Genomic DNA, 25,474 nt, shown 5'->3' on the forward strand with positions numbered 1-25,474 from the left:
TTTGGTTTAATTTTTGTTCAATATTCTTTACTTTCGTAAACTAGAATCAATCAAAAACTCAACACATGAAACGTTTTTTCAGTAGAAAAATAATAGTAACAATAGTTGCCACAACTTTCCTTTTTGTAGGTGTAAGTTTTAAGAACGATTTTTTTGAAATTGCTAAGCAAATCGAAATTTTTACTGGGTTATTTAAAACCGTTAACCAAAATTATGTAGACGAAACCAATCCGGGTGAAATGATGGATATTGCTATAAAAAACATGTTAAAGGAATTAGATCCTTACACTGTTTTTTTTAACGAGCAAGATGTGTTAAAATTCAAAATCAATAATACAGGCGAATATACTGGTATTGGCGCTATGGTTCAACGTAGTGAAGGGAAAGTTTTATTAAAAGAAATTTACAAAGGATTTCCTGCTGATAAAGCCGGATTAAAAGCGGGCGATGAGGTTATTCAAATAGGCGATATTAGCTTAAAAGAATACAAAGAAGATGCTTCTCAATTATTTAGAGGAGCTAAAAACACAAAAATTGAAATTCAATACATTCGCCAAGGAAAAACACAAAATGGAGCTATAATTTTAGACGATGTAGAAATAAAAGCAGTTCCTTATTTTTCATTATTACAAAACAATATTGGATATATCGTTTTGAATAAATTTACTGATAAATCGAGCTTTGAAACTAAAGCGGCATTATTAGAATTAAAGAAACAAGGCGCAACAAAAATTATTTTAGATTTAAGAGGAAATCCAGGTGGATTATTACATGAAGCGGTAAATATTTGTAATCTTTTTGTGCCTAAAAACGAATTAATTGTTACTACAAAATCTAAAAATCCGAAACACAATTCAGAATATCGTACTAAAAACGAACCTATCGATATAGAAATTCCAATTGCGGTAATTGTAGATGGAAAAAGTGCTTCGGCTTCTGAAATTGTAGCAGGCGCTATTCAAGATTTAGATAGAGGTGTAATTTTAGGAACAAGAAGTTTTGGAAAAGGATTGGTGCAACGCCCATTAGATTTATCATACGGAACGCAAGTCAAAGTTACTATTTCTAGATATTACACACCTTCTGGCAGATGTATTCAGGCTTTAGATTATTCAAAAAAAGACGAAAACGGAAAAGCAATAAAAAAATCGCAAAACGAATTTAACGCTTTTAAAACCAAAGCCGGAAGAACCGTTTATGATGGTGGTGGTGTTTTGCCTGATGTAGAAATTGAAGAAACTAAAATGGCAAATATTACAGAAGCACTAAATAAAACAGATGCCATTTTTAACTTTGCGACAAAATGGTATTATAACAATCTTAATGTTAGTGGCAATCCATCTATTTCGGATACCGATTTTAATGCGTTTAAAGCGTATTTAAAACAAGAGAATGTTAGTTTAGACACAGAAACCAACAAAGCACTGAAAGCGGTCTTAGAAAGTGCTAAAAAAGAAAAAATAGACAAACAAATTGCTGCTGAATACAAGCAATTAGAATTAGCTATTGAGAAAAACATCGATGCTGAACTAGATAAAAACAAAGCTCAAATTAAAAAACTAATTCAAGAAGATTTAATAACACGTTACCAATATCGCGAAGGTTTATATTTATTTTATACACAAGAAAATGTAGAAATTGAAAAAGCTATTTTGCTTTTAAATAACGAAACGCAATACAAATCGATATTAAAAAAATAGGCATGACACGTTACCTTTCATTACTTTTTTTCCTTTTTTCGGCCATTTCAATTGCTCAAGAAGACGAAGAAGTACACTCTATCTTTTTCGAATTTAACAAATTCAACTTAAAAGAAGAACAAGCAGATGCTGTTGTGGCATTTGTTAGTAAAATAGACACATCTCGAATAGAATCGGTACAAATATTTGGGTATTGCGACGACCGCGGAAAAGACGCATACAACTATACTTTATCTACAAACAGAGCCAATACCGTAAAAGATAAACTAATAGAAAAAGGGATTAAAAGTAAAATCATCATTACGCTGGAAGGAAAAGGCCGAATCATGCTTGACGAAGACATGCAAACAAACATTCCTGAAGCACGATCTAAAAATCGTAGAGTAGACGTTGTTGTTAACTTTAAACCTATTGTGGTTGAAGATTTAAAAATACCTGGCGTTTATAGCACTATAAAAAAAGACCGAATTATTGGCGATAGAATTTACTTAGATCACGTACTTTTTGAAAGAGGAAGTAGCCAATTAACCTATAAAGCAAAAAAGGAATTAGACCGAATTGCCTTAGAATTAAACAAATACAAAAACATTCATTTTGAAATTCAAGGGCATGTTTGTTGTACGCCAACTTTTCAAAAAGAAGCTATTGATCGCGATACTAAAAAGCGAGAATTATCTATCAATCGTGCCAAAAGAGTATATAATTATTTCTTAATGAAACGCATCAGTAAAACCCGCATGACATTTAAAGGTTATGGCAACACCCAATCATTAAAAAAAGGCAGCACTTTAGACCGTAGGGTTGAACTTTTGATTACAAAAAATGATGTGGTTCCTGTGGAGCCGAAGAAATAACATTACAAGCTTCTTTTACAATGAAATACTACTATTTATTTATACTTACTTGTTTTACATTAATTGCATTTTCTCAGAAAAGCGGAACCATAACCTATAATTTTAAAATCTTAGAAGATGAAAAATTCATTAAAAACGAACTTATTGGAGAGTTTTTTTTACAAGCAATTGAAGGGGCAAAACATCTTAAATTTGAATTAACATTTAATGATTCCATTTCAGAATTTAAACTCTTAAAAAACATGTCTTTAGATGGTCAAAACCTAGAAATGGCAATAATAGACAGTAGAACGAGAAAAGAAATTTATATTTTTAAGAATAAAATATATCATAATAATTCTAACGGACTTTTTAAAGAAAATGAGTTTTTAATAATAGAACCCTTAAATCAAAATTGGAAACTAACAAATGAATCTAAAATCATTGATGGCTATACTTGTTATAAGGCAACTAATGAATATATTGTAGACAATGGGAAAATCTTCAAGCATCCTGTAATTGCTTGGTTTTGTCCTCAAATTCCTATTTCAATTGGACCAAGAGGATATGGTGGTCTTCCTGGTTTAATATTAGAATTACAAGAGTGGAATAGTGTATTTGGTGTTGAAAAAATGGAGTTTTCAAATAATGTTAAAGAAATTATATTGCCAAAAGAAGGTAAAATAATTAGCGAACAAGAATATCAAAATAAAGTTGGTGCTGCAGCAAAGAGAGAATTTAGTAACAATTAATATTAAAGTCTAGTTTTTTTCCTATTTAGAATTTCATTTTTAAATTCAAAAACAAATAACTAAATACCAAAATCCTTAAATCTATTCAAATTACACCATTTTTTTTAATAAAAAAATATTTGATTATCAATATTATAACATTTTACGTGTTAAATTATGGTTAAAACACAATATTTCATGCGAAAATTCGTTTTTTTTTTTTTCATTTTTGTTCTCGGTTAACCAAAAACAAATATTAATTTTAAAAATTTAAACAAAATGAAAAAAATGATTTTTAGTGCAGTAGCACTTATTGCTTTTTCATTTGCTGGTATGGCGAATTAGATTGAAGAGAAAAAAGTTGAAGAAAAGAAGGTCGAGAAAAAGATTATTGTAACAGATTGTGATCAATGTCAACAATGGGCAGACGGACAAGTTACTGGGAGTGATCCTACTAACAAAAAATGGATGGCAAAAGTTGATGAATGTTATGATAAAAACAAATGTGATAATCTTAGATTTAGAGATGCTGATTTATAATAAATTAGGAGCCTGGAAAAGGCTCCTTTATAATACAAAGATGAGAAATACAATATTTTTTTTGTTTTTTACTTCAATTTGTTGGGGACAAAAAACTAATGAAGGAAAAATTACCTACAATACTTTTTTTAACGAAACTGAAGCAACCGAAGAATTAAAAAAGGAAAGCCTTTGGCAATATCAATATGAACTTGAAAAAATTGAAATGGCCAAAAACTTCACATTTGAATTACATTACAAAGACAGTTTATCTTGCTTTAAAATGGAAAAGAAGTTACCTAGTGACGCTATTAATGTCAATACCTATAATTCTATAGCTGATTATTTCTATGGAAGTGAAATATTTTATACAAATAATAATAAAACTATTAGCTATGAAATAGGGTCTATTTATAGTGATTTTGAATATGTTCTAAAATATGATTTGTCTAATTTTGTTTGGAACTATACCAACGAAACAAAAACAATTTCGGGATATAAATGCTATAAAGCCGAAACAGAATGGAAATTTTACGCAAGAGGCAAAGATCACACATACAAAGTAATTGCTTGGTATTGCCCAGAAATTCCTTTAGCCTATTGCCCTAATAAATATCCGAGTCTACCGGGCTTGGTTTTAGAATTATCAGAAGCAAAAAGAACTTGGATTGTAAATAAAATTGAACTTAACACAAAATCTGATTTAACGGATGACTACATAAAAGAGCTTGAAGAAGTTATTAAAAAACATTCTAAAGAAAACTAACCTTTTCTGTAAATAATTACAAAAATATAAATGCCAAAATCCCTAATTCTATTACTACTTTTTCCTTTATTCTCTTTTTCATAAACAATATACAATGAAAAAAATAATTTTATTTTTACTCTTTACAACCTCATCAATAGGGCAAAATTATAAAATCTCATATGGGAAATCTATTACTAATAACTCAGAAGATTTAGAAAAAATTACCGATATTAATGTGAAAAACAATATTATTAGTATTAATCAATCGTTTGATCAATTAGAATATCAGATGTTGATTAATAATGATGTTGCCGTCTTCAACTATGTAAAAACACTTAAATTACCTGGATTTAATCCTAGAGCTATTTCTGTAGGTGGCGGCAAAGGAATTCACTATTTTGATAAAAAAAATAACATAGAAATTTTTGAAACTGAAATGACAGGAAAAAAATACTTTGTTAAAAGTAACATTAATAAGTATAATTGGACTATAACTAATGAAACGAAAAAAATAGACAATTTTACATGTTATAAAGCCATTGCAACAATATTGATAAATGATTTTAGAGGTAAAGAAAGTCATAAAATTGAAGCTTGGTTTTGCCCAGAAATTCCTTTCCCTTTTGGTCCTGACATCTATTATGGATTACCAGGTTTAATATTTGAAGCAAACTATGTTAATTCTAAGGTTAAATTTTATTTAAAAAGTATTGTAAAATTAGATTCTCAAATCCCTTTAGTATTACCACAAGAAAACATAATAACAGAAGAAGAATTCACAGCAATTTTTAATTCAGAGATGAAAAAATTAACTGAAGAAAATTAATAAATTCTTGATGCCAAAATCCCTAATTCTATTACTAGTTTTTCCAATTATTTCTTTTTCCCAAACCTTAACTGGTACGGTAAAAGATTCTCTTGGAAACCCATTACAAAATGCCAATGTAATTGCTAAACCTTTAGTTGAAAAACAAGGGTTAAAATTTGCTATTGCCGATCATTTAGGTAGATATAAATTAGAATTAGAAAAAGAGGTGCCTTATGAAGTTCGAGTTTCGTATTTAGGGTTCACAGAGGAAGTTTTAAATCTTCCGGCTAATTTTTCGCAAAAAGAACATCATTTTAAACTCAAAGAAAACGGGCAAGAATTAAAAGAAATCACGATAACCTATGACTACAAGCCTGTTGTAGTTAAAAAAGATACCTTAATTTACGATGTTAAAGCTTTTGCTAGCGGCAACGAACGCAAACTAAAAGAACAATTAGAAAAACTGCCTGGAGTTGAAGTAGATAAAAACGGTGGTGTTACGGTTCAAGGTAAAAAAGTAACTAAGTTTTACGTAGAAAATAAACCTTTTTTTGGTGGAGGAACAAAATTGGGCGTAGAAAATATTCCAGCAGATGCGGTGGATAAAGTAGAAGTCATTGACAACTTTAACGAAGTAGGTTTTCTAAAACAAGTTTCCGATTCTGAAGACTTGGCGATGAACATCAAACTGAAAGAAGATAAAAAGAAATTTATTTTTGGCGATGTTGATGCCGGTGTCGAAGTAGCTGATGATAACGGATTTTATTTGGGTCATGCCGCTTTGTTCTATTATGCCACTAAAACCAATTTGAGTTTCATTGGCGACAGTAATAACATTGGTAAACGTACCTTTTCGTTTCAAGATTTAATGCGTTTTCAAGGTGGTGCCAGTAGCTTTATTTCGGGAAGACAACAGTTAACTGATTTGTATTCATTTGCTAACGATAACACCGATGTCATAGAAAATAAATCACAATTTAGTGCTTTGAACTTTCGTCAAGAAATTAATGAAAAATTAGATGTAGAAGGTTTTGCTATATTTTCTAAGCTTTTTACAAGTACCTTAACCGAAAGCAATATTGAATATCTTCAAAACACAACAGCAACATCAGAAGAACGCATCAATAAAGGCGAAAATAAATCGGTTTTAGGCATCGGAAATGTAAAACTAAACTACACGCCCAACACTAAAGAAAAATGGTTTTACAATGGTCAATTTCAATCGAGCGCCAATGATATGACTTCGGTTTTAAATTCAAAACTTGATGGTCAAGAATCTTCGTTTGAAACCTTAAATGCTGCTGATAATGTCCAAATTAAGCAGTTTTTAGAATGGCACAAACAAATAAATTTAAAGCACACTACTACATTAGTAATTAATCAAAGTTACGACAATCAAAAACCAATCAATACTTGGTTAACTGATACCGAATTCTTAACGGGTTTAATTCCGTTAGAAAATGATTCGTTTTACAACATTCAACAAGTAAAAAAAGTAAAGAACAACAGTGTTGATGCGTTGTTTAAACATTATTGGATTATCAACAACTACAATCATTTATATACTAATGTTGGAAACAATTTAGGAACAACACAACTACAAATCACCGAAAAACAATACCGAACCGATGGTACAATCAATGATTTTGCAAGCGACGGTTTTGGGAACGACATGGATTATTTACTAAACGATTTGTATTTAGGTTTAGAATATAAGTTCAAAATAGGAAAATGGGTGAATAAACCTGCCATTTATGCCCATTACTATCATTTGAAAACAAAACAAATTGCAGCTGATTACACCTTAAACAATACATTTTTACAACCCAGTTGGTTAAGTGAATATGAATTCAATCAATCAGAAAACTTAAAATTCAATTATCGTTTGGTGAATGAATTTCCAGAAGCGAATCGTTTGTTAGAACGCTATACGTTACAAAGTTATAATTCAGTTTTTAAAGGAAATGCGTTGTTGCGAAACGAACGTTTTCACAACGCAACATTGAATTACACAAAAACCAGTATGTATCGTGGTTTGATGCTTTTTGCTAATGCAAGTTTTACTAAAAAAGTAAGAACCATTCGTAATGAAATTGGTTTAGATGGTATCAATCAATTTACAACGCCAACCATTACGGATAATCCAGAAACAACCTATCGGGTTTATGGAAATATTGATAAAAAAATTAACAAGTTTAGGTTGAGTTTAAATGCTAATTTATCTTGGTTCAATTACATACAAACCGTAAACAACCAAACTATTACAAACGACAGAAATAATCAAAGTGTTGGAATTAGATTGCGAACTGCTAATAAAAAGTGGCCAAGCGCAAGTGTGAGTTATAATAAAACCTTTAGTCAATTTTCAGGATTAACGAATTCGAAATTAACTTCTGACCGATTTGGTTTTGATTTGGATATCGATTTTTGGAAACATTTTAATTTTAAAACGGATTACGAGGTAACTTTCAACGAAAACAGCAATAACATCGCAACTGATTTCCGAATTGCCAATGCTTATTTAAGTTATCAAAAGAAAAACAATCCTTTTCGTTTTGAACTTTCGGCACAGAATTACTTGAATAATGGAACTAAAATCAACAACTCTTTCTCTGATTTTATGATTTCAAGTTCTACAACATACACGTTGCCAAGAATTGTAATGTTGACGATTAGTTATAAGCTGTAGCAAGAGCAAAAATCAAATTCAAAAATCAAGGGCAAATTCAAACAAAATTTCAAAACTTGAAACCTGAAACAAAATCTTAGTGAACTTTGTGCCTTCTTTGTGTTCCTTGTGTTTAAAAGAGACGCTTAACAGCGTGACAAAATTAAGGCGAAAATTGCTCTGTGTAACTCTTTTCAACACATTCAATATCAAAAAAACTCGGAGAATCTCTGTGTAAAAACACTAACTCCTTTTCATCTGAATATGTGGAATATCATCCTCCAAATACATTTCGCTGGTTTGGATAAATCCGTGTGATTCGTAGAATTTTTTTAGATATTCTTGAGCTGAAATGGTAATAGCGGTCTCGTTGAAATTTTCTTTTATGGCTTCAATTGAAGTTCGCATTAAATCGTGTCCGAGTTTTTTATCGCGGTATTTTGGGCTTACCACAACTCTTCCTATTGATGTTTCGTCAAAATAATACCCTTTATTGAATAAACGAGAATAGGCTGCTAAATCGCCATTGTAATAACCTAAAACATGAAGTGCCTTCTCGTCTTTGCCGTCAACGTCTTGATAAACGCAATTTTGCTCCACTACAAACACTTCTGAACGAAGTTGTAATAAAGAATATAGTTCGGTTGTAGAAAGTTCGTTAAATCGCTTTATTTTGAATGTTATCATGATTCGGTGATGGGTGATGGGTGATGGGTGATGGGAATAGATTGTTTAAATACCTATTACCAATTACCTTTAACCCATTACCTGAAAATTATTTTAAAAATTTAACCGATTGTATGATGGCTTCTAATTCAAAAACCCAATCACGTTTCGATTTTGATGGATTATAAGTAAATCCTTCTAGAATTAAATAACGGTTATTTTTTGTGTCTTTAATAGCGTAATTAACAAAAGGTCCGGCCATAAAATCGTTTTTTAATTCCCAAGTTCCCTTAGTTAAATACGTTTTTTTACCAGCTATAGTAACATCAAATAAATACGGAGCGTATGCAGCTTCAGTAATCATCCAGGTGTTTGGTAATGTTCCTTGAATGTTTGCTTTGCCTATTTCATCTCGCATTGCCGTAATGTTAGCAATTATATTGGTGTCTTTTTCTACAGTACTAATTGGCACTTCGTAAATCAAAACACTATTATATCCTGACGTAAACTCTTTTCTTAACCAGATAAATTTATCTTTTACCATGTCGTATTTATAGCCAAAACCGATTTTTAAACTAACGCCAAACATTTTTTGAACTTGAGCGTCAGAAATCAAAGATTTTTTCATTCGAACTTGGTTTTCAATAATTTCCGAAGCTTTAATCGTTTTAATTATTTCGGCTGATTTTTGTTCCAAAATGGTTAAAACATCTTCAGTATCCGTACCTGATATGAAAAACACATTTTGTGGTTTTGCATATTTATTTGTGTTCGATGCAAATCCTGCTTCTTTTCCTTTTTTAACAATGATAATGTTTCTGCTTTTACGTACAAAACCTTCAAACACTTTTGTAGGATATTGATTTAGCGTAAACAATGGCTCTTCTTGAGGCAAGCCATCTACAGGAGCTGCAAATTTTTTACGAATGCTATCGCCAATTTCACCATTCCATAAATTGTCGTCAATGATTATAGAAACATTGTTTATTTTACCATTAGATTCTGATAGCACTGCTTTTGCTTCTTCTGCCGATTCTTTACAAGAAATAAATGATAAGGCAATAATAAATAAAAAGGCAAATTGTTTCATGTAGAAATTTTTATCCGTTAATTTTTAATTTCATTCCGGGTTGTATATTATCACTGCTAATATCGTTCCGTTTTTTAATGTCTTCTGCAGAAATCCCTGGAAATTGTTTTGCAATTGAGTATAACGAATCGCCACTTTTAACGGTATACGTCCCGTCGTTATTGGATTTCGACTCAGTTTTTGCAACAACTTTTTTATCAGAATAAATTTTTAACTTTTTTCCCGCAATAATATTATTACCTTTAATATTATTCCAAGATTTTAAATTTGAAACCGAAATATTGTATTTCTGTGCAATTTTCCCAAGGCTTTCACCACTCTTGATAGAGTGATATTGTAGCTTTTTTTGTGAGCTTGAATGATCATTGTAAGATTCGCTTTCTGCTTTTGCTACAAAAATTGGTTTTTCTTTAAATGTTTCCAGATGATCTAAGTAAGCATATACTTTTTCTTCATTTGATACAAATAAGCCCATTTTATTTTTAGGTAAACGAAGAAAATGAGGTTTATCTTCTTCAAAAGGAATTACTTTTAATTTATAAATTGGGTTTAAAAATTCTATTTGTTCTTCTGAAATGTCCAATAATTCTGAAATGTGCTTAAACGACATTTGTTTTTTAACCATAATTGTATCGGTTTCAAAATAAGTCATTGTAGCTTTTTTGGGAAGAATACCGTGCTCTTTTTTATATTCGTAAATATACATTGTGGCTAAAAAAGCGGGAACATAATTTGCAGTTTCGCGAGGCAAATTTTTACGAATATTCCAATAATTTTGACTTCCTCCAGAACGTCTAATTGCTTTAGACACATTTCCAGGACCAGCATTGTACGAAGCTAAAACCATACTCCAATCTCCAAAAATTTCATACAAATTAGATAAATATTGGCACGCTGCTTCAGTTGCTTTTAATGGATCATGACGTTCGTCTACATATGAATTTACTTCTAAATTATACTGTTTTCCAGTAGGATACATAAATTGCCACAATCCAGATGCTCCAACTCTAGATTTTGCTTTAGGATTTAATGCAGATTCAACTATAGCTAAATATTTCAATTCCATTGGAATATTGTATTTTGCTAAATGCTCTTCAAACATTGGAAAATAATATTCTGATAACGCCATTAAACGCTCAAATGCTTTCGTTCTGTTTTTTAAAAACGATTTTATTGTGTTTTCTAATGCTGGATTATACTCAATATTAAATGGAGATTTTGCATCCAGTTTTTTTAATCTCTTTTTTAATAATTCTGAAGATAAATCATAACTAACTTCTGAATCAATATTAAGACTTGAAATATCTGAAAACATATCTTCAGACAACTCTACATTTGCTAATTCAGCCATCCATCTTTCATCAATACAATTACTTGTTGAATGATTAACAAAGGTGTTTTTTAGCGAGTCTAAATAAGATATTTTGGGTAATGGCAAAGTAGGTTGATCCATGCTTTCTTGAGCAAAGCTAGATGAAGCTACTAAAAGTGATATAAAAATTAATTTTTTCAATATTGTTTTGTTTTATGGGGCACATTAAATAATAACAACTTAATTATCTGGTTTTTATTGCCTTACTATTCTAAAATAGCAGCAATTCCAGGTAATGTTCTTCCTTCTAGCATTTCTAACATAGCGCCACCACCAGTAGATACATAACTCATTTTATCTTCGAAGCCAAATTGTTTCACCGCAGCAACACTATCGCCACCGCCAACTAAAGAAAAGGCACCGTTTGCAGTAGATTCTGCAATAAAATCTCCTAAAGCAATAGTTCCTTTTGCAAAAGATTCCATTTCAAAAACACCTAACGGACCGTTCCATAATATGGTTTTCGAATCTAAAATAATACGTTTAAAAATTTCTAATGATTTTGGACCTGCATCTAAACCTTGCCATCCATCTGGAATTTGATTTACATCTACTACCTGTGTATTTGCATCATTTGAAAAAGCATCAGCAGCAATTACATCAACTGGAATATGAATTTGAACTCCTTTTTCTTTTGCTTGTTTTAAAATTTCAATAGCTAACTCTAATTTATCATCTTCACAAATAGAATTACCTATACTTCCTCCTAACGCCTTTACAAAAGTAAATGTCATTCCACCACCAATAATCATGTGGTTTACTTTGTCTAAAATATTTTCGATAACAGTAATTTTTGAAGATACTTTACTACCTCCTAAAATTGCTACTACTGGTTTTTCTGAGTTTTTTAATACTTTTTCTATGCTTTCAATTTCTTTAGCTAATAAATAACCAAAACATTTAGCATCTTTAAAAAATTGAGCAATAATAGTGGTTGAAGCATGTGCTCTATGTGCAGTTCCAAATGCATCATTTACATAAATATCGCCTAATGAAGCTAATTTTTTTGCAAAATCAACATCGCCTTTTTCTTCTTCTTCGTAAAAACGTAAATTTTCTAATAATAATATTTCGCCTGGTTGTAAATTTTTAGCTGCAGTTTCAGCTACTTCTCCAATACAATCAGAAGCAAAATGGACTTTTTGACCTAAAATTTCAGCTGTTTTTTCAACAATATGTTGTAATGAATATTTTGCTTCAACACCTTTTGGTCTTCCTAAGTGACTCATTAAAATTACACTTCCTCCGTCTTTCAAAATTTTATCAATAGTAGGCTTTGCTGCCTCAATACGAGTGGCATCTGTTACTTTAAAATTTTCATCTAAAGGCACATTAAAATCTACTCTAATAATTGCTTTTTTGTTATTGAAATTGAAGTCGTTAAGTGTTTTCATTTTTTATGTTTTTAATTCGAATGATTGCAAATATAATTTATTGTATTTTAAATCTTTATATTAAATGTCATATTTAATAAATTTTTAAAAAATAATGGTTTCGAATTTTTGCTTCGTTTTTTATCAATTTTAGTAAATTTTGATTAGGTTTGTTGTATGCTTTTTAAAGAAATTTTAGGACAAGATCATATTAAAAATCACCTTACAAAAAGTGCCGAAGCCGGAAGAATTCCGCATGCACAATTGTTTGTTGGACCTGAAGGATGTGGAACACTTTCTATGGCAATTGCTTATGCACAATATATTTTGTGTGGCAATATAGGAGGAGAAAATGTAGGAGAAAACACAACTTGTAACTTAAAATTTGAACATTTTTCACATCCCGATTTGCATTTTGTTTTTCCAGTTGCCTCTACAGATACTGTAAAAAGTCATCCTGTTAGTGATAATTTTATGGTAGAATGGCGCCAATTTTTAACTGAATCACCTTATGGAAGTTTGTTTGATTGGTTAAAAAATCTTGGAATTCAGAACAAACAAGGTTTAATTGGAGTTGATGAAGCTACTGAAATCAATAAAAAATTATCTTTAAAAGCCTACGAAGGAGGTTACAAAGTAATGGTCATTTGGATGGCTGATAAAATGAACGGATCCTCTGCAAATAAATTATTAAAATTATTAGAAGAACCACCTGCCAAAACAGTATTCATTTTAATTACAGAAAACACAGGTGATATGTTGCAAACCATTTTATCGCGCTGTCAAGTAATTGATTTTATAGGATTAAGCGAAAGTGTAATTGCTGAAGCTTTAGTTACAAATGAAAATTGTGAGCCAACTATTGCTAAAAAAATAGCGCATCAGAGTGAAGGAAATTATAACAAAGCATTGCATCTTTTACGAAAAGAAGAAGACGAATTTCCGTTTGATGAATGGTTTGTAGAATGGGTACGAAGTGCTTTTAGAGCAAAAGGAAATGCTGCCGCTATAAACGATTTAATTGCTTGGAGTGAAAAAATTGCTTCGACAGGTAGAGAAACACAAAAACAATTTTTACACTATTGCATTCATTTTTTTAGACAAGCATTATTATTGAATTATCAGGCTAACGATTTGGTTTTTTTAGAAACTAAAGTGCCAAAATTTGAATTAGAAAAATTTGCTCCGTTTGTAAATGGAGCTAATATTTTAGATATTTACAAAGAATTAGAAGATGCCATTTACCATATTGAACGAAATGGTAATGCAAAAATTATTTTAACTGATTTGTCTATAAAATTAACCCGTTTAATACATAAAAAAATATAATTATGATACAAGTAGCACCCCTTTTAATTTTAGCTTTATTAGCTATAACTTTTCTACAATCTGGATATGATAAAATTAAAGATTGGAAAGGAAATGTAGCCTGGTTAACCGGACATTTTGAGAACAGTATTTTAGCAAAACAAGTTCCGTTAGCTTTAGGAATTATTCTTTTGTTAGAAATTGTAGCAGGTGTTTTATGTGTTTCTGGAATTATTCAGCATGTAATTCAAGATGTAGTAATTAGAGGATTAGGGTTTTATGGAGCCATTTTATCTTGTATTACTTTGTTAATGTTACTTTTTGGCCAACGTTTGGCTAAAGATTATGATGGTGCAAGAACCATTGTAATTTACTTCATTCCTGCAGTTTTAGCGGTTTTTTGGTTGAGCTAGTTTTTTATTTTTAGTGATTTAATTAAAACTTAAAATTTGAAAACACTATTTAAAAAACCATTTTTAGTAGTAGTAGCTTTTTGGTTTATGATTTTTACATCGGTATTTGTTTTACGCGGTAGAATTTCTGGTGATAAATTTGAACCACAAAAGTGGAAAACAGCTAAAATGAATTCAGACGAAAATTGGTCTTTACGATGGGACATGATGAATAGTTTAAGAAATGATTATCAACTAATTGGCATGTCAAAAAACGAAATAGTTGATTTACTTGGAGAACCTAACAATAAAACTGAAACTTTTGCTCAATATAGGTATTCTTTAGGTTATGCACATTTTGGAATTGATACAGGGACTTTAATTATAGAATTTGAAAAAGATTCTGTTAAAAATTACATCGTTATTAGAGGATAAACTTTGCGTGAGATGCTTAACAGCATGACAAACTACACGTGAAATAAATTAAGTTTAAACTTTATGTGAAATGGCTTAAAAGCGTTCCAAACTTTACGAAAAACTAAACGCAAAAACATCAATACAACGTTTGTCATGCTGTCAAGCATCTCTTTTTGTTTCTTATGAAAACCGATTATTCAAAAATTCTATTTTGGGATTGAATTCTTTTATTAACTCCCGTTTTAAATCTCTTCTCAAAAGTTTAATTTCTTTTTCTCTGGCAATTGCTTGTTGAATCCAACCGTATTTTTCATAATAAATTAAAAACGCAACATTATATTTTGAAGTAAAACTATTTGGGTTTAATTTTTCGTTGTGCTCTTCTAATCTTCTTCTTAAATTGTTTGTTACGCCTGTGTAAAGAACTGTTTTAGCTTTGTTTGTTAGAATGTAAACATAAAAGTTGTAGATTCCTTCTGTAAATTCAAACATGATTTTGGCTTGTAAAGTTTATTGTGTAATGAAATGCTATGTGTGAGACGCTTGACAGCATAACAAACGTTGCGGATAAAAAATTTTCTTTTAAACTAAACTCGCTTTGTACAAACGTAATTCATCCCAAGAGAATTTATCACCATGAATTTCTTTTAATTCGCCTAAACTTTCGCCTTTAAATTCTTTAAAAGCCAATTTTAAATCGGAAATTTTGTCTTCAGGTAAAATGTCGGAAAGTTGCACAATTTCCATTTGAATCAACTTAGTAAAATGATTGTAAATGGTTTGTGGTGTTAGTTTTCGCTGTTTTGCAATTTCGTAAATAGATACATTTTGTTTCCACAATTCTAAAGTTTCTTCGATTGTAGATTTTTTAGGTTCTTTCGTTTTTTTCTTTTTTGAATCGCTGTAATAGGAAACATCATCTTCATCCGCAACTAATGCTGCATTTGAAGTTCTAAAGCGTTCAGCAACAACTACTAACTTATTAATTTTGTAAGTGCTACTATCTTCTGAAATTAAATTTGCTTTCGAAATTTCTTTTCCTTCAACAATAGTATTAGTAAGTAGTTGCGCTTTTTTAAGCTTCATAATCGCTTTTATTTGAAGTTCTTCTAAAACCATCAAATCATCATAAAAAGCTTTCACTTTTTTGATACGTTTTACTTCTTCAATTTTCAACAATAATTCTTCTGCAACGGTATCTAATATTTTAAAAAAATACTGATAAGCCGCATCACATCGTTCTTTAACAAAATTAACATCTAAATTTTCATCGGAAAAAATCTTATGCAATTGCGACATAAATTTACTAGAAGGTTCTAAAATGGCTGCTATTTTTGCTTCCTGGTTTTTTGCCCAATCATTATGCTTTGTTTTTGGCGATTTCGGTCCCGAAGTTTCGGGATTCGAATTATAACTAAACAAATGATTGCGCCATTCTTGACCTAATTCTTTGAAATCAAATGAATTAAGAAGAGAATTTAACCAAAAAGATTGTGTTTCTTTTGCTAATGCATGTTGTAGTATTTCTTCGGAAGCTTTGTTTTCTGAATAATTAAGCACTTCTTCATCACTCGAAATACCATTCATTCGCAACGGAGAAAGCAAAATAAGCCCTTTTAACGTACGTAAACGTGATAAAGCCACATATGCTTGTCCGGGTGCAAATACTTGCGACACATCAAGCGCTGCTTTGTCAAATGTTAAGCCTTGACTTTTATGAACCGTAATAGCCCAAGCTAACTTAATAGGGTAGTGGACAAACGTTCCTACAACTTCTTCTTCAATTTCTTTAGTGTTTTCGTTGACTTTATATCGAATATTTTGCCATTCGTAACGTTCCACTTCAATGGTTTTATTTTCTTCCTGAAAATGAACAAAAATCTCTTTTTCGGTTAACGACTTTATCACGCCCATTTTTCCATTGTAGAATTGCTTGTCAAAATTTAAATCGTTTTTAATAAACATGACTTGCGCACCGACTTTTAACTGTAATTTTTCTTCTAAAGGATAAATTTTTTCAGGAAAATCAGCGGTGATTTCTGGTAAATAGGTGAATTGCTTTCCTTCTAAATCTTGTAAAGACTTTGCGTTAATGGCATCGGCTTTAGAATTATGTGTTGTTAACGTTATATATCCTTTATTTTTCTTCAGATCAAAATTGGGTTGTACGAATTGATTTAAAAGTTTCACATCTTCAGAAGTAATTTTATTATGTCGTAAATTGTTCAAAACATCAATAAATTCGGCATCTGTTTGACGAAAAATTTTATCTAATTCAATATATAAAGGCGGATATTGTTGAATTATATGCGAATGAAAAAAGAACATTCCGCGATAATAATGCTTCAGCATTTCCCATTCTTCATTTTTAACCACTGGCGGTAATTGTAGTAAATCTCCTATAAAAAGAACTTGAACACCTCCAAATGGCCGTTCATTTCGTCTTACTTTTCGCATCATAAAATCCATCGCATCTAGCACATCGGCACGAAGCATGGAAACTTCATCAATCACCAATAATTCCATGTTTCGAATTACGGCACGTTTCACGTTATTCATCTTAAAATGTCGACCTAGCGAATCTCGATTTTCGAATTTTACGGTATCTGAAAAGTGTGGAAGTTGCTTATTATTAGGAATAAAAGCGGCAAAAGGCAATTGAAACATGGAGTGGATAGTAACTCCATTTGCGTTTAATGCGGCAATTCCAGTGGGCGCAACAACAACAGTGTTTTTATGTGTTGTAGCGATAATTTCCTTTAAAAGTGTGGTTTTTCCGGTTCCTGCTTTACCCGTAAGAAATACGGATTTATTCGTTTGATTGATAAATCGGAGTGTGTAAATAGCTGCGGCTGATAATGATTCCATTGGGCGTATAAATTTGAACTACAAATATATAGAAAGAATTAGAAATAAAAAAAGAGGCTCTTAAAAATAGAACCTCTTATCAACTGAAACATGTTCAGTTTATGTTTTTTATAGATTCTGAAATCGAAGATTCAATGAAGTTAAACGAGTTCAGAATTAGAATAAAATAGTTATTTTTTCTCTTCTTCCTTAGTGGCTACTTTATCATCTTTTTTTGTAGCTTTATATGTTTCGTTCAATTCTTTTAAAACTTCTTTAGTAATATCGTAATTATCTTTAGCATACAAAATGGTAGCAGCATCACCTGTTCCATACACATAATCATAGCCTTTTTTCTTTCCGTAATCTTTGATGAACTTTTTAACTTCACTAATTAAAGTATCTTTTAAAACAGCCCCTTCTTGTTGTAATTGTTGAATTAAAGCATTTTGCTCCATTCCTAATTCTTGCTCACGTTGTTGTAATTCAGCTCCTTTTTGTTGTGCCCATTGCGGTCCTTTTACACGAGCGCTTTGTTGAAAATTTTGTGCTTCATTTTGAAAAGCACGAACTTTTGCTTCTAATGGACGACCTAATTCTTCTGATTTTACTTTAAACTTGTCGTCTTCATCTTTGAATTTTTCGTATTTATCAATTATCTCTGCTGTGTTGATATATGCGGTTTTAAATTCTTTTGAATCTGTCTCTGTTTTGTTACAAGCTAAAATGCTTAATGCAACTCCTAAAATCAATACTATTTTTTTCATTGTTGTATATTGGTAATTAATAATTTTTCGTAAAAGTAATAATAAGTTGTAAAGTAGCAAATTTGTTCCTTTTTTATTTATTTAAAAACTATAAGAAATTCTTATAGAAAACATAATTTTTGATAAGCTATTGCTATAAAAAACAACTTCTATAAATTGTTTTAGATAAATTTTTTAAAAAAAGACAACAAAATATATCAAAATGAATAAAAAAGCGCTTAAAATCGATTTAAAATGATTTTTACTTGTTTTTTAGCACATAAATATGGGATGAATATTCTTTTTTGAACAATCCTGATAAATTGGATATAAAACCAATAAAAAATCCGGAGATAAAATTCATTTTTCCTGTTTTGTATTTTTCAGATAAAAGTGATACATAAAAACTATCAAACCACATGGGTTTAACATCTTCTAAATTCATGTTTTGATTATCGAATAATTTTTCGATGGCGGTTTTTGAAAAATGCCACAAATGTCTTGGCACATCATATGCTGCCCAGAACGCTCCATAATGATTTGCATCGTAAGATTTGAAATTAGGAACCGCAATAATAATGGTTCCTGAAGGTTTCAATAATCGTTTTAATTCGGCAACATGATGTTCAACATCTGGAACGTGTTCTAAAACATGCCACATGGTAATCACATCAAATGAATTACTTTCTAACTTTTCAATCGTGTCGCCAAATTTAATTCCTTTTCCAACGGCTACTCCTTTTGCTTTATCGTTTGGTTCAATTCCTAAGATTTCCCAATTTTGATTTTTACATTCTAAAAGAAAATCTCCCGTTCCGGCACCAATGTCTAAAATTCTTCCTTTTAACGGTTGATACGAATTTATCAGACTTACTTTATCTCGAATTGCTTTTCTTTTGATGAAATGATACATTTTTTCAAAAGCAGTTCTTTTTCCATCGGTATGGGAAATATAATCTTCAAACTCGTAATACGAACCTAACTTATCTAAAGTTGGTTGTGGATGTGTTTTTAAGATTTGATATTCTTCATTTAACAACAAGGAAAAAGATTCTCCAGAAACTGAAAAATCTTTAACAGTAATAAAACTTTTATCTTCTAAAAAATTCATTTATTTAATTTTTATGCGAAAGGCTTATTTTAATAGGGATGACAGCGTTGTTTCACGTGAAACATATTCAGTTGGCAGTCGCAGTGTTCAGTCGCAGTTAAATAAAAAACTGGAAACTGAGACCGGAAACTGAGACTATCTACCCATGTATATTAACAACACTGAAATATCACTTGGCGAAACTCCGCTAATGCGAGATGCTTGCGCAATAGTTCTTGGTCGAATTTTATTTAATTTTTGTTTGGCTTCAATTGAAATCGACTGGATTTTATCGAAATTGAAATTCTCTGGAATAACCATGTCTTCTAAACGAGTCAATTTATCCGCATTGTTTTTTTCTTTTTCAATATAGCCTGAATACTTCACTTGAATTTCAGCTTGCTCAACTACTTCACGATCTAAATCATGTTCTTCGATATAAGCCGCTACTTTTTTAAACTTTCTAAAATCTTCTAAATCCAATTGCGGACGAGAGAAAACTTTAAACATTTTATCAGGTTGACTCATAGGAGCGGAATCTTTAGATTCTAAAATCGGATTCGCTTCTTCAGGTTTTAAACTTGTTTCTCTGAAGAAATTTACCATTGCATCCGATTGAGAGAATTTTTGTTCCATACGAATCAAACGTTCTTCTTTAGCTAAACCTATTTCAAATGCTTTTGGTGTTAATCTAAAATCGGCATTATCTTGACGCAGTAATGTTCTGTATTCGGCACGAGAAGTAAACATACGATAGGGCTCTTCTGTACCTTTAGTAATTAAGTCGTCAATTAAAACTCCAATATACGCTTCATCTCTTTTCAAGATAAATGGTTCTCTGTTCTGAATTTTTAAAGCTGCATTAATTCCTGCCATTAAACCTTGAGAAGCTGCTTCTTCATAACCTGTTGTTCCATTAATTTGTCCGGCAAAATATAATCCTTCCACCAACTTCGTTTCTAAGGTGTGTTGTAATTGCGTAGGAGGGAAGTAATCGTATTCGATAGCATAACCAGGTCTGAAAAATTTCACATTTTCGAAACCAGCAACTGAACGCAATGCTTTAAACTGAACATCTTCTGGCAACGAAGTCGAGAAACCATTAATATAATATTCACACGTTGTCCAACCTTCTGGTTCTACAAACAACTGATGTCTTTCTTTATCAGCAAAACGATTAATCTTATCTTCAATAGACGGACAGTATCTTGGACCTAAACTTTTTATTCTTCCGTTGAACATTGGACTTCTATCAAAACCTTCACGTAAAATATCGTGCACTTCTAACGAAGTATACGACATCCAACAAGAACGTTGTGTTTTTAATGGAGCGGTCAAATTGGAATAGGAAAACTTTTCTGGAACATCATCACCAGGTTGTTCTGTCATTTTAGAAAAATCCAAAGAACGACCATCAACTCGTGGAGGTGTTCCTGTTTTCATTCGACCTGATTCAAAACCTAATTTTACCAAATCTTCAGTAATTCCAAAAGAAGCACTTTCACCTGCACGTCCACCACCAAATTGTTTGTCGCCAATATGAATCAAACCATTCAAGAAAGTACCGTTTGTCAATACAACAGATTTAGATTTAATCTCAACTCCGAGAGAAGTTTTAACACCCACAATCATTCCGTTATCAGATAAAAGTCCGGCCACCATTTCTTGGTAGAAATCTAGATTCGGTGTATTTTCCAACATGGTTCTCCATTCGTCAGAAAAACGCATCCTGTCCGACTGAACTCTTGGCGACCACATTGCAGGCCCTTTTGATTTATTCAACATCTTGAATTGAATTGCGGTTTTGTCTGAAACAATTCCAGAATATCCACCCAAGGCATCAATCTCACGCACAATTTGACCTTTAGCAATTCCACCCATAGCAGGATTACAAGACATTTGCGCAATGTTTTGAAGATTCATTGTTACCAATAGAGTAGAACAACCCATATTAGCAGCAGCAGCAGCAGCTTCACAACCAGCATGCCCAGCACCAACAACAATTACATCATATTGATTTAAAAACATCTTTTATAAATATTATGTTCCACGTGAAACATTTTAAAAAATTCTAGTTTATACGCTTAATGTTCCACGTGAAACATTTGCATTTTTTCTTCTTCTTTCGATCGCATCAGGGCTTCGTCTTTTGGCGTCTTATCTTTATAACCACAATAATGTAAAACACCATGTGATAAAACACGTTTTAATTCTTCATCAAAAGAAACATTAAAATCATTTGCATTATCTTGTACTCTTTCAATAGAAATAAAAATATCGCCTTGTACTAAATTTCCTACCGTGTAATCGAAGCTAATAATATCGGTTAAAGTGTCGTGATCTAAATATTCAACATTAATTTTATGCAAATACTCATCATCACAAAAAATATAATTTATTTCACCTTCATCAAAACCTTCAGATTCAATAATACGTGAAATCCACACTTCATATTGTTCTTCATTCTCTAGTAAAAAATCGGTCTCGTAATTAAAACTAATCATTGTATTTAAAATAGGTTTGAACCTTTTGATTAAAATTGGGTTGCAAAGGTAAGCTTTGTCTATTTAATATTTCAACACTATTTAGATAATCTTTTAACTCCTTTGAAAGCGGAGTTGAAGCACCGTTGAAGTTTTTAGTGTTAGATTTAGACTGACGCTTTGTGTCTTCACCTTGTTGTTGGATAGCAGTGTCTAACTTTAAAAGTTCGTGTTTTAGATTTAACATCTTTTGTAAAGTTTCATTCTTAAATCCCTTATTTATCAATTGCTTTTCAATTTCTTTCATTTGATTCAAGGCATTCATACCTTGGTTAGTCATGCCTTCTTTTTCGAGTGCTTTTTGTAGAGCATCACGAAGTTGTCGTTGTTCTTTTAAAATTTCTAAAACTTTTCCAGCATTGCCTTCAGAACCATTTTCACCATCCTGACCTTCATCTCCCGTTTGACCTTTACCTTCTTTGCCTTTTTGTTTACCATCACCTGGTTTTTCACCAGGCTGATTGCCAAGTTTTTCTCCAGATTTCATTCCTTCTTTCATTTTTTCACCCAAACCATCTTGTTTTTTAATGATATCTGGTAATTGCATTCCAGAACCAGAACCTTTTCCGGGTTTAGGCTTACCTTGACCTTGGCCATTCATCTCCATATTCATTTCGCTTTGCACATTACTTAAAAGATCTGCTAAACGATTGGCAGATGTTAAGGCATATTGTTGATGTGAAGCGCCTTTTGGTAAATTGTTATCTGCTAGAGTTTCTAAACTTTTATCTAAATTGTAATGAATTTCACCAACTTCTTTAAGAATAACTTCAGTAATTTGTGGATTTCTCATTGCTACTGAAAACAAACTATCATCTACATGTTTGAATTGAATTTTTAAATCTTGTTGCTTTTTTAAAACTTTATTTAATTCTAAAGAGCGCAATTGAATGCTATTTGTTGTTTTACTTAGTGTTTCTTCTTCAAAAGAAAAAGCTAATAAGTTATCTAATATTTGGCGTAACAATTTAACATCCTCTTCCATTTGTTCCATTTCACCAGACTGCATAGATTGAGACATTTTTTGACTCATTTCTTTCATCTTTTTAAAAGCTGATTTTTGCTTAGGTTTAGCTTTCTTCTGGTTTTGGTTTTGTAAATCTTCAGCAGCCTTTTTCATATCTTCCTTAACATCTTCTTGTTCATTCTTATCGTTAGGAATATCCATTGGAGCTTTTAAATCTTTATTCTCTTTGTCTAAGTCTTTAAGCTCTTCCTGAATTTTTTCGAAATCTTTTGTAATCGCATCTTGATTAGCTTTATTATTGTTTTTTTCATCATTGGATAAAGCGTCTTCTTTATCCGCTAACTTATCTAATTTATCTGCAATTTGTTCGGCTTTCTTTTCTACATAAAATCGCTTAGTAAGTTCAACTAATTGCTCTAAATTTTGTTTCTGATTTTTTGCTTGTTGTTTTAATTTATCAGCTTTTTCAAAAAGATCATCCTTTTCAAGTTTTTTTGATAGTTCCTCTAATTCTTTTAAGAGTTTCTCGTTTTTATCTGATTGCTTTTCTACTTCCTCTAGTCTTCTAAGCAACTCTTCTTTTTCTTTGTCTTGAGAATTTGGATTGAACTCTTCCAAATTATCAGTTAATTTTTTTGTGAATTCTTTCATCATTTCGTCTTGTTGTTTTTGACGATTGATAAAATCTTCCACTTTCTTTTGATCTTTGAAATCTAAAGTAGACTTCTCTTTGTTCATCTTTTGGAGTTTATCCAATTCCGATAACTGCTTTTCTTGATTTTGAAGCGATTTTTCTAAACTATTAATGTTTTCATTCTGCTCTTTTAACTGCAAATCTTCTTTTTGTCCTTCAATCAATTCATAATGAAGAAAAACGGATGATTTTGTACTTTTGAAATTATTAACTACATCATTATCAAAGACTTCAAAATAATATTCGTAATTTATACCTTCCTCAATTGACAATCCATTAGGAAAAGAATAGATGAATTGATCAACAGCTTGATTTTTGATAATTAAATTTGCTTTTCGAAGTGAATTTGGATTACCTTTTGGATAATAAACAACTTGCAATTTTGACAAACCATGATCATCTGCTACTTGTCCAATCATCATTTTTGATTTCAACTTTAATGAATCGGGAGCAAATTGAACAGAAATAGTTGGATATTGATCTTTGATAGTAGCAATTTGATACGACAACTTTTCAAACTCGTTGATATTTCTATTCGATGTAATTACTTCGTAACTCAAATTATCCGATATTCTTCTTGAAAGAGAAAAGTTATTTTCTTTATTAGCAAAAACACTTACTAGATTATTCGACTTGAAACTAACTTTATCGGTTGCCAATGCGTTAATTTTCCAATTCACAACTGTTCCTTCTGGAACAACGGCATTTCCGGTTCCTTGAATAACTTCTGATTTCTTACCTAAATAAGAAGGATATTGCAACACCATTTCAAAATTGGCAATCGTAGGAACATCCACCACATTAATTTGGTACTCTTTGGAATTTAATCCATTGGCTACAAGCGAGAAGATAACATCTTTAGATAATTTTGAAAATGTATATTCGAAAAAGCCAGGTTTTGTACTTTGTAAAAAATATTCTTCTTCACCAATTTGAATGGCAATGTTTTCAGGCATCACATTTCCTTGCGTTTTAACTTGTAAAACAAAATCCGAATTCTGTTGCGACGTTAATGATTTATTTAAAATCACAAATTCAAATGGCGCAGGCGGTGCGTATTTCGTTTGAAAATGAACTACACGATCAAAACTATTAGATATTATAGAAGAATTTCCGGTAACGAAAAACAAAATCAATAATAAAATTGGGATAATCGCATAAGGTAAAAACTTCTTATTCTTAGCAAAGTTCACCGCGTTTGAAAACGGAATCGGTTGTAACGAAGATGCTTTTTGTTCGATAGAAGCTGCTAATAATTCAGAAGTTTGACTTTGGTTTGCCAATTGTAAAAAGTTCAATAACTTGTCTTGTACTTCTGAAAAGTGATTTCCAATGATAGCTGAAGCTTGCTCGTAATTGATTCCTTTTTGTAATTTAAATAATTTAAACAAAGGGAAAGCTATGAATCGAATCAATAAAAAAGATTCTACTCCAACGAACAACCAAAACAAAATAGTTCTTCCGGAAGTGGATAACCACAAAAAGTATTCGATTAATAAGGTAAAAATGAAATACAACAAACCCAATCCGATGAAAAGAATAACTCCTTTTATCAGTTCATTGGTGTAAAACTTCTTGATAAACCCTTCGAGCTTATCGAAAATAATGCTTTTTGCCTCCAAGATTGTTGATATACTGTTTATAACCGATAAAAATACAACATCTTGTGATATTAGTCAATAGGTTTTTAGTGAAACTTAACACTTTCAAAAATGAGAAAATTAAAACCACATAGAAACATGGTGAATAAAATATAAAAAGGCGTTACACTAGCAATAGAAATCATAGTATTGCTATGTGAATACGATAAGGATTATAGAGAACTCAAACAAAACTATGTTTCTATGTGGTAAAAACACTATGAAATAGATTAAAAAATATAACTTTTTCAAACTTCTGACTTCCAACTTCTAACTTCTAATTATCTTTGCACAACACTTCGACAAGCTCAGTGTGACAATA

21 protein-coding genes are annotated in these 25,474 nt (G+C 31.1%); 10 read left to right on the forward strand and 11 right to left on the reverse strand.

Annotation, left to right across the window (positions count from 1 at the left end; all coding sequences use genetic code 11):
- The first annotated feature begins 65 nt into the window (after nucleotides 1-65).
- The 6 genes from GFJ99_RS00575 to GFJ99_RS00600 all read left to right on the forward strand — a co-directional run bounded on the left by GFJ99_RS00575 (nucleotide 66) and on the right by GFJ99_RS00600 (nucleotide 8,028).
- A complete protein-coding gene (locus GFJ99_RS00575; protein ID WP_153207078.1) occupies nucleotides 66-1,700 on the forward strand; it encodes a S41 family peptidase in 1,635 nt (544 codons plus the stop codon).
- A 2-nt stretch (nucleotides 1,701-1,702) separates the two neighbouring features.
- Nucleotides 1,703-2,554, forward strand: coding sequence for an OmpA family protein (locus GFJ99_RS00580; protein ID WP_153207079.1), 852 nt, complete (start codon nucleotides 1,703-1,705; stop codon nucleotides 2,552-2,554).
- A gap of 20 nt (nucleotides 2,555-2,574) precedes the next feature.
- Complete coding sequence (locus GFJ99_RS00585; RefSeq protein ID WP_153207080.1) at nucleotides 2,575-3,285, forward strand: GLPGLI family protein; 711 nt, start codon at nucleotides 2,575-2,577, stop codon at nucleotides 3,283-3,285.
- Nucleotides 3,286-3,844: 559 nt separating this feature from the next.
- The gene (locus GFJ99_RS00590; RefSeq protein WP_162523899.1) at nucleotides 3,845-4,549 is read left to right on the forward strand and encodes a GLPGLI family protein; all 705 of its coding nucleotides are present in this window, start codon (nucleotides 3,845-3,847) and stop codon (nucleotides 4,547-4,549) included.
- 94 nt (nucleotides 4,550-4,643) lie between these two features.
- Nucleotides 4,644-5,357, forward strand: coding sequence for a GLPGLI family protein (locus GFJ99_RS00595; RefSeq protein WP_153207082.1), 714 nt, complete (start codon nucleotides 4,644-4,646; stop codon nucleotides 5,355-5,357).
- A gap of 10 nt (nucleotides 5,358-5,367) precedes the next feature.
- Entirely contained in the window at nucleotides 5,368-8,028 is a 2,661-nt protein-coding gene (locus tag GFJ99_RS00600; RefSeq protein ID WP_153207083.1) for a TonB-dependent receptor, read from the forward strand.
- Between the two features lie 222 nt (nucleotides 8,029-8,250).
- Here GFJ99_RS00600 and GFJ99_RS00605 read toward each other — a convergent pair whose 3' ends face one another.
- The 4 genes from GFJ99_RS00605 to pgk form a co-directional block, all read right to left on the reverse strand.
- Nucleotides 8,251-8,694, reverse strand: a complete 444-nt coding sequence (locus tag GFJ99_RS00605; protein WP_153207084.1) for a GNAT family N-acetyltransferase — start codon at nucleotides 8,692-8,694, stop codon at nucleotides 8,251-8,253.
- Between the two features lie 88 nt (nucleotides 8,695-8,782).
- Entirely contained in the window at nucleotides 8,783-9,763 is a 981-nt protein-coding gene (locus tag GFJ99_RS00610; RefSeq protein WP_153207085.1) for a DUF4837 family protein, read from the reverse strand.
- A 10-nt stretch (nucleotides 9,764-9,773) separates the two neighbouring features.
- Nucleotides 9,774-11,216 (reverse strand): lytic transglycosylase domain-containing protein, encoded by a 1,443-nt coding sequence (locus GFJ99_RS00615; protein WP_238990062.1) that lies wholly within the window; start codon nucleotides 11,214-11,216, stop codon nucleotides 9,774-9,776.
- A 125-nt stretch (nucleotides 11,217-11,341) separates the two neighbouring features.
- The gene (gene pgk, locus GFJ99_RS00620) at nucleotides 11,342-12,529 is read right to left on the reverse strand and encodes a phosphoglycerate kinase (protein WP_153207087.1); all 1,188 of its coding nucleotides are present in this window, start codon (nucleotides 12,527-12,529) and stop codon (nucleotides 11,342-11,344) included.
- A gap of 156 nt (nucleotides 12,530-12,685) precedes the next feature.
- On the opposite strand from pgk, the gene GFJ99_RS00625 reads away from it, so the two are divergent.
- The 3 genes from GFJ99_RS00625 to GFJ99_RS00635 are packed head-to-tail and all read left to right on the forward strand — an operon-like array spanning nucleotide 12,686 to nucleotide 14,643.
- Complete coding sequence (locus GFJ99_RS00625) at nucleotides 12,686-13,837, forward strand: DNA polymerase III subunit delta' (RefSeq protein ID WP_153207088.1); 1,152 nt, start codon at nucleotides 12,686-12,688, stop codon at nucleotides 13,835-13,837.
- A 2-nt stretch (nucleotides 13,838-13,839) separates the two neighbouring features.
- Entirely contained in the window at nucleotides 13,840-14,229 is a 390-nt protein-coding gene (locus GFJ99_RS00630; RefSeq protein ID WP_008255326.1) for a DoxX family membrane protein, read from the forward strand.
- A gap of 36 nt (nucleotides 14,230-14,265) precedes the next feature.
- Nucleotides 14,266-14,643, forward strand: a complete 378-nt coding sequence (locus tag GFJ99_RS00635; RefSeq protein ID WP_153207089.1) for a hypothetical protein — start codon at nucleotides 14,266-14,268, stop codon at nucleotides 14,641-14,643.
- A gap of 162 nt (nucleotides 14,644-14,805) precedes the next feature.
- On the opposite strand, the gene GFJ99_RS00640 is transcribed toward GFJ99_RS00635, so the two are convergent.
- From GFJ99_RS00640 to GFJ99_RS00670, 7 genes are all read right to left on the reverse strand, one after another.
- Complete coding sequence (locus GFJ99_RS00640; RefSeq protein WP_153207090.1) at nucleotides 14,806-15,117, reverse strand: GIY-YIG nuclease family protein; 312 nt, start codon at nucleotides 15,115-15,117, stop codon at nucleotides 14,806-14,808.
- Nucleotides 15,118-15,207: 90 nt separating this feature from the next.
- Nucleotides 15,208-17,493 carry a helix-turn-helix domain-containing protein gene (locus tag GFJ99_RS00645; protein WP_153207091.1) on the reverse strand — a complete coding sequence of 762 codons (2,286 nt, stop codon included), beginning with the start codon at nucleotides 17,491-17,493 and terminating at the stop codon, nucleotides 15,208-15,210.
- 170 nt (nucleotides 17,494-17,663) lie between these two features.
- Nucleotides 17,664-18,239 (reverse strand): OmpH family outer membrane protein, encoded by a 576-nt coding sequence (locus tag GFJ99_RS00650; protein ID WP_008255332.1) that lies wholly within the window; start codon nucleotides 18,237-18,239, stop codon nucleotides 17,664-17,666.
- A gap of 241 nt (nucleotides 18,240-18,480) precedes the next feature.
- Complete coding sequence (locus GFJ99_RS00655; protein WP_153207092.1) at nucleotides 18,481-19,329, reverse strand: bifunctional 2-polyprenyl-6-hydroxyphenol methylase/3-demethylubiquinol 3-O-methyltransferase UbiG; 849 nt, start codon at nucleotides 19,327-19,329, stop codon at nucleotides 18,481-18,483.
- Between the two features lie 135 nt (nucleotides 19,330-19,464).
- Nucleotides 19,465-21,336, reverse strand: a complete 1,872-nt coding sequence (mnmG, locus tag GFJ99_RS00660) for a tRNA uridine-5-carboxymethylaminomethyl(34) synthesis enzyme MnmG (protein WP_153207093.1) — start codon at nucleotides 21,334-21,336, stop codon at nucleotides 19,465-19,467.
- A 56-nt stretch (nucleotides 21,337-21,392) separates the two neighbouring features.
- Nucleotides 21,393-21,812, reverse strand: a complete 420-nt coding sequence (ybeY, locus tag GFJ99_RS00665) for an rRNA maturation RNase YbeY (protein WP_153207094.1) — start codon at nucleotides 21,810-21,812, stop codon at nucleotides 21,393-21,395.
- A complete protein-coding gene (locus tag GFJ99_RS00670) occupies nucleotides 21,805-24,903 on the reverse strand; it encodes a DUF4175 family protein (protein ID WP_153207095.1) in 3,099 nt (1,032 codons plus the stop codon). The genes ybeY and GFJ99_RS00670 overlap by 8 nt, the downstream gene beginning before the upstream one ends.
- A 10-nt stretch (nucleotides 24,904-24,913) precedes the next feature.
- Between GFJ99_RS00670 and GFJ99_RS13710 the strand changes: the two genes are divergently transcribed.
- Entirely contained in the window at nucleotides 24,914-25,081 is a 168-nt protein-coding gene (locus GFJ99_RS13710) for a hypothetical protein (RefSeq protein ID WP_153207096.1), read from the forward strand.
- Nucleotides 25,082-25,474: the final 393 nt, after the last annotated feature.

Origin of the sequence: Flavobacterium sp. LMO6 (assembly GCF_009495795.1) — a bacterium.
In the GTDB taxonomy this organism is placed as follows: domain Bacteria; phylum Bacteroidota; class Bacteroidia; order Flavobacteriales; family Flavobacteriaceae; genus Flavobacterium.

Coding starts and splice junctions, on each gene's coding strand:
- GFJ99_RS00575 (WP_153207078.1), top strand. CDS start 66: ATGAAACGTTTTTTCAGTAGAAAAATAATAGTAACAATAGTTGCCACA.
- GFJ99_RS00580 (WP_153207079.1), top strand. CDS start 1,703: ATGACACGTTACCTTTCATTACTTTTTTTCCTTTTTTCGGCCATTTCA.
- GFJ99_RS00585 (WP_153207080.1), top strand. CDS start 2,575: ATGAAATACTACTATTTATTTATACTTACTTGTTTTACATTAATTGCA.
- GFJ99_RS00590 (WP_162523899.1), top strand. CDS start 3,845: ATGAGAAATACAATATTTTTTTTGTTTTTTACTTCAATTTGTTGGGGA.
- GFJ99_RS00595 (WP_153207082.1), top strand. CDS start 4,644: ATGAAAAAAATAATTTTATTTTTACTCTTTACAACCTCATCAATAGGG.
- GFJ99_RS00600 (WP_153207083.1), top strand. CDS start 5,368: ATGCCAAAATCCCTAATTCTATTACTAGTTTTTCCAATTATTTCTTTT.
- GFJ99_RS00605 (WP_153207084.1), bottom strand. CDS start 8,694: ATGATAACATTCAAAATAAAGCGATTTAACGAACTTTCTACAACCGAA.
- GFJ99_RS00610 (WP_153207085.1), bottom strand. CDS start 9,763: ATGAAACAATTTGCCTTTTTATTTATTATTGCCTTATCATTTATTTCT.
- GFJ99_RS00615 (WP_238990062.1), bottom strand. CDS start 11,216: ATGGATCAACCTACTTTGCCATTACCCAAAATATCTTATTTAGACTCG.
- pgk (WP_153207087.1), bottom strand. CDS start 12,529: ATGAAAACACTTAACGACTTCAATTTCAATAACAAAAAAGCAATTATT.
- GFJ99_RS00625 (WP_153207088.1), top strand. CDS start 12,686: ATGCTTTTTAAAGAAATTTTAGGACAAGATCATATTAAAAATCACCTT.
- GFJ99_RS00630 (WP_008255326.1), top strand. CDS start 13,840: ATGATACAAGTAGCACCCCTTTTAATTTTAGCTTTATTAGCTATAACT.
- GFJ99_RS00640 (WP_153207090.1), bottom strand. CDS start 15,117: ATGTTTGAATTTACAGAAGGAATCTACAACTTTTATGTTTACATTCTA.
- GFJ99_RS00645 (WP_153207091.1), bottom strand. CDS start 17,493: ATGGAATCATTATCAGCCGCAGCTATTTACACACTCCGATTTATCAAT.
- GFJ99_RS00650 (WP_008255332.1), bottom strand. CDS start 18,239: ATGAAAAAAATAGTATTGATTTTAGGAGTTGCATTAAGCATTTTAGCT.
- GFJ99_RS00655 (WP_153207092.1), bottom strand. CDS start 19,329: ATGAATTTTTTAGAAGATAAAAGTTTTATTACTGTTAAAGATTTTTCA.
- mnmG (WP_153207093.1), bottom strand. CDS start 21,336: ATGTTTTTAAATCAATATGATGTAATTGTTGTTGGTGCTGGGCATGCT.
- ybeY (WP_153207094.1), bottom strand. CDS start 21,812: ATGATTAGTTTTAATTACGAGACCGATTTTTTACTAGAGAATGAAGAA.
- GFJ99_RS13710 (WP_153207096.1), top strand. CDS start 24,914: ATGAATCGAATCAATAAAAAAGATTCTACTCCAACGAACAACCAAAAC.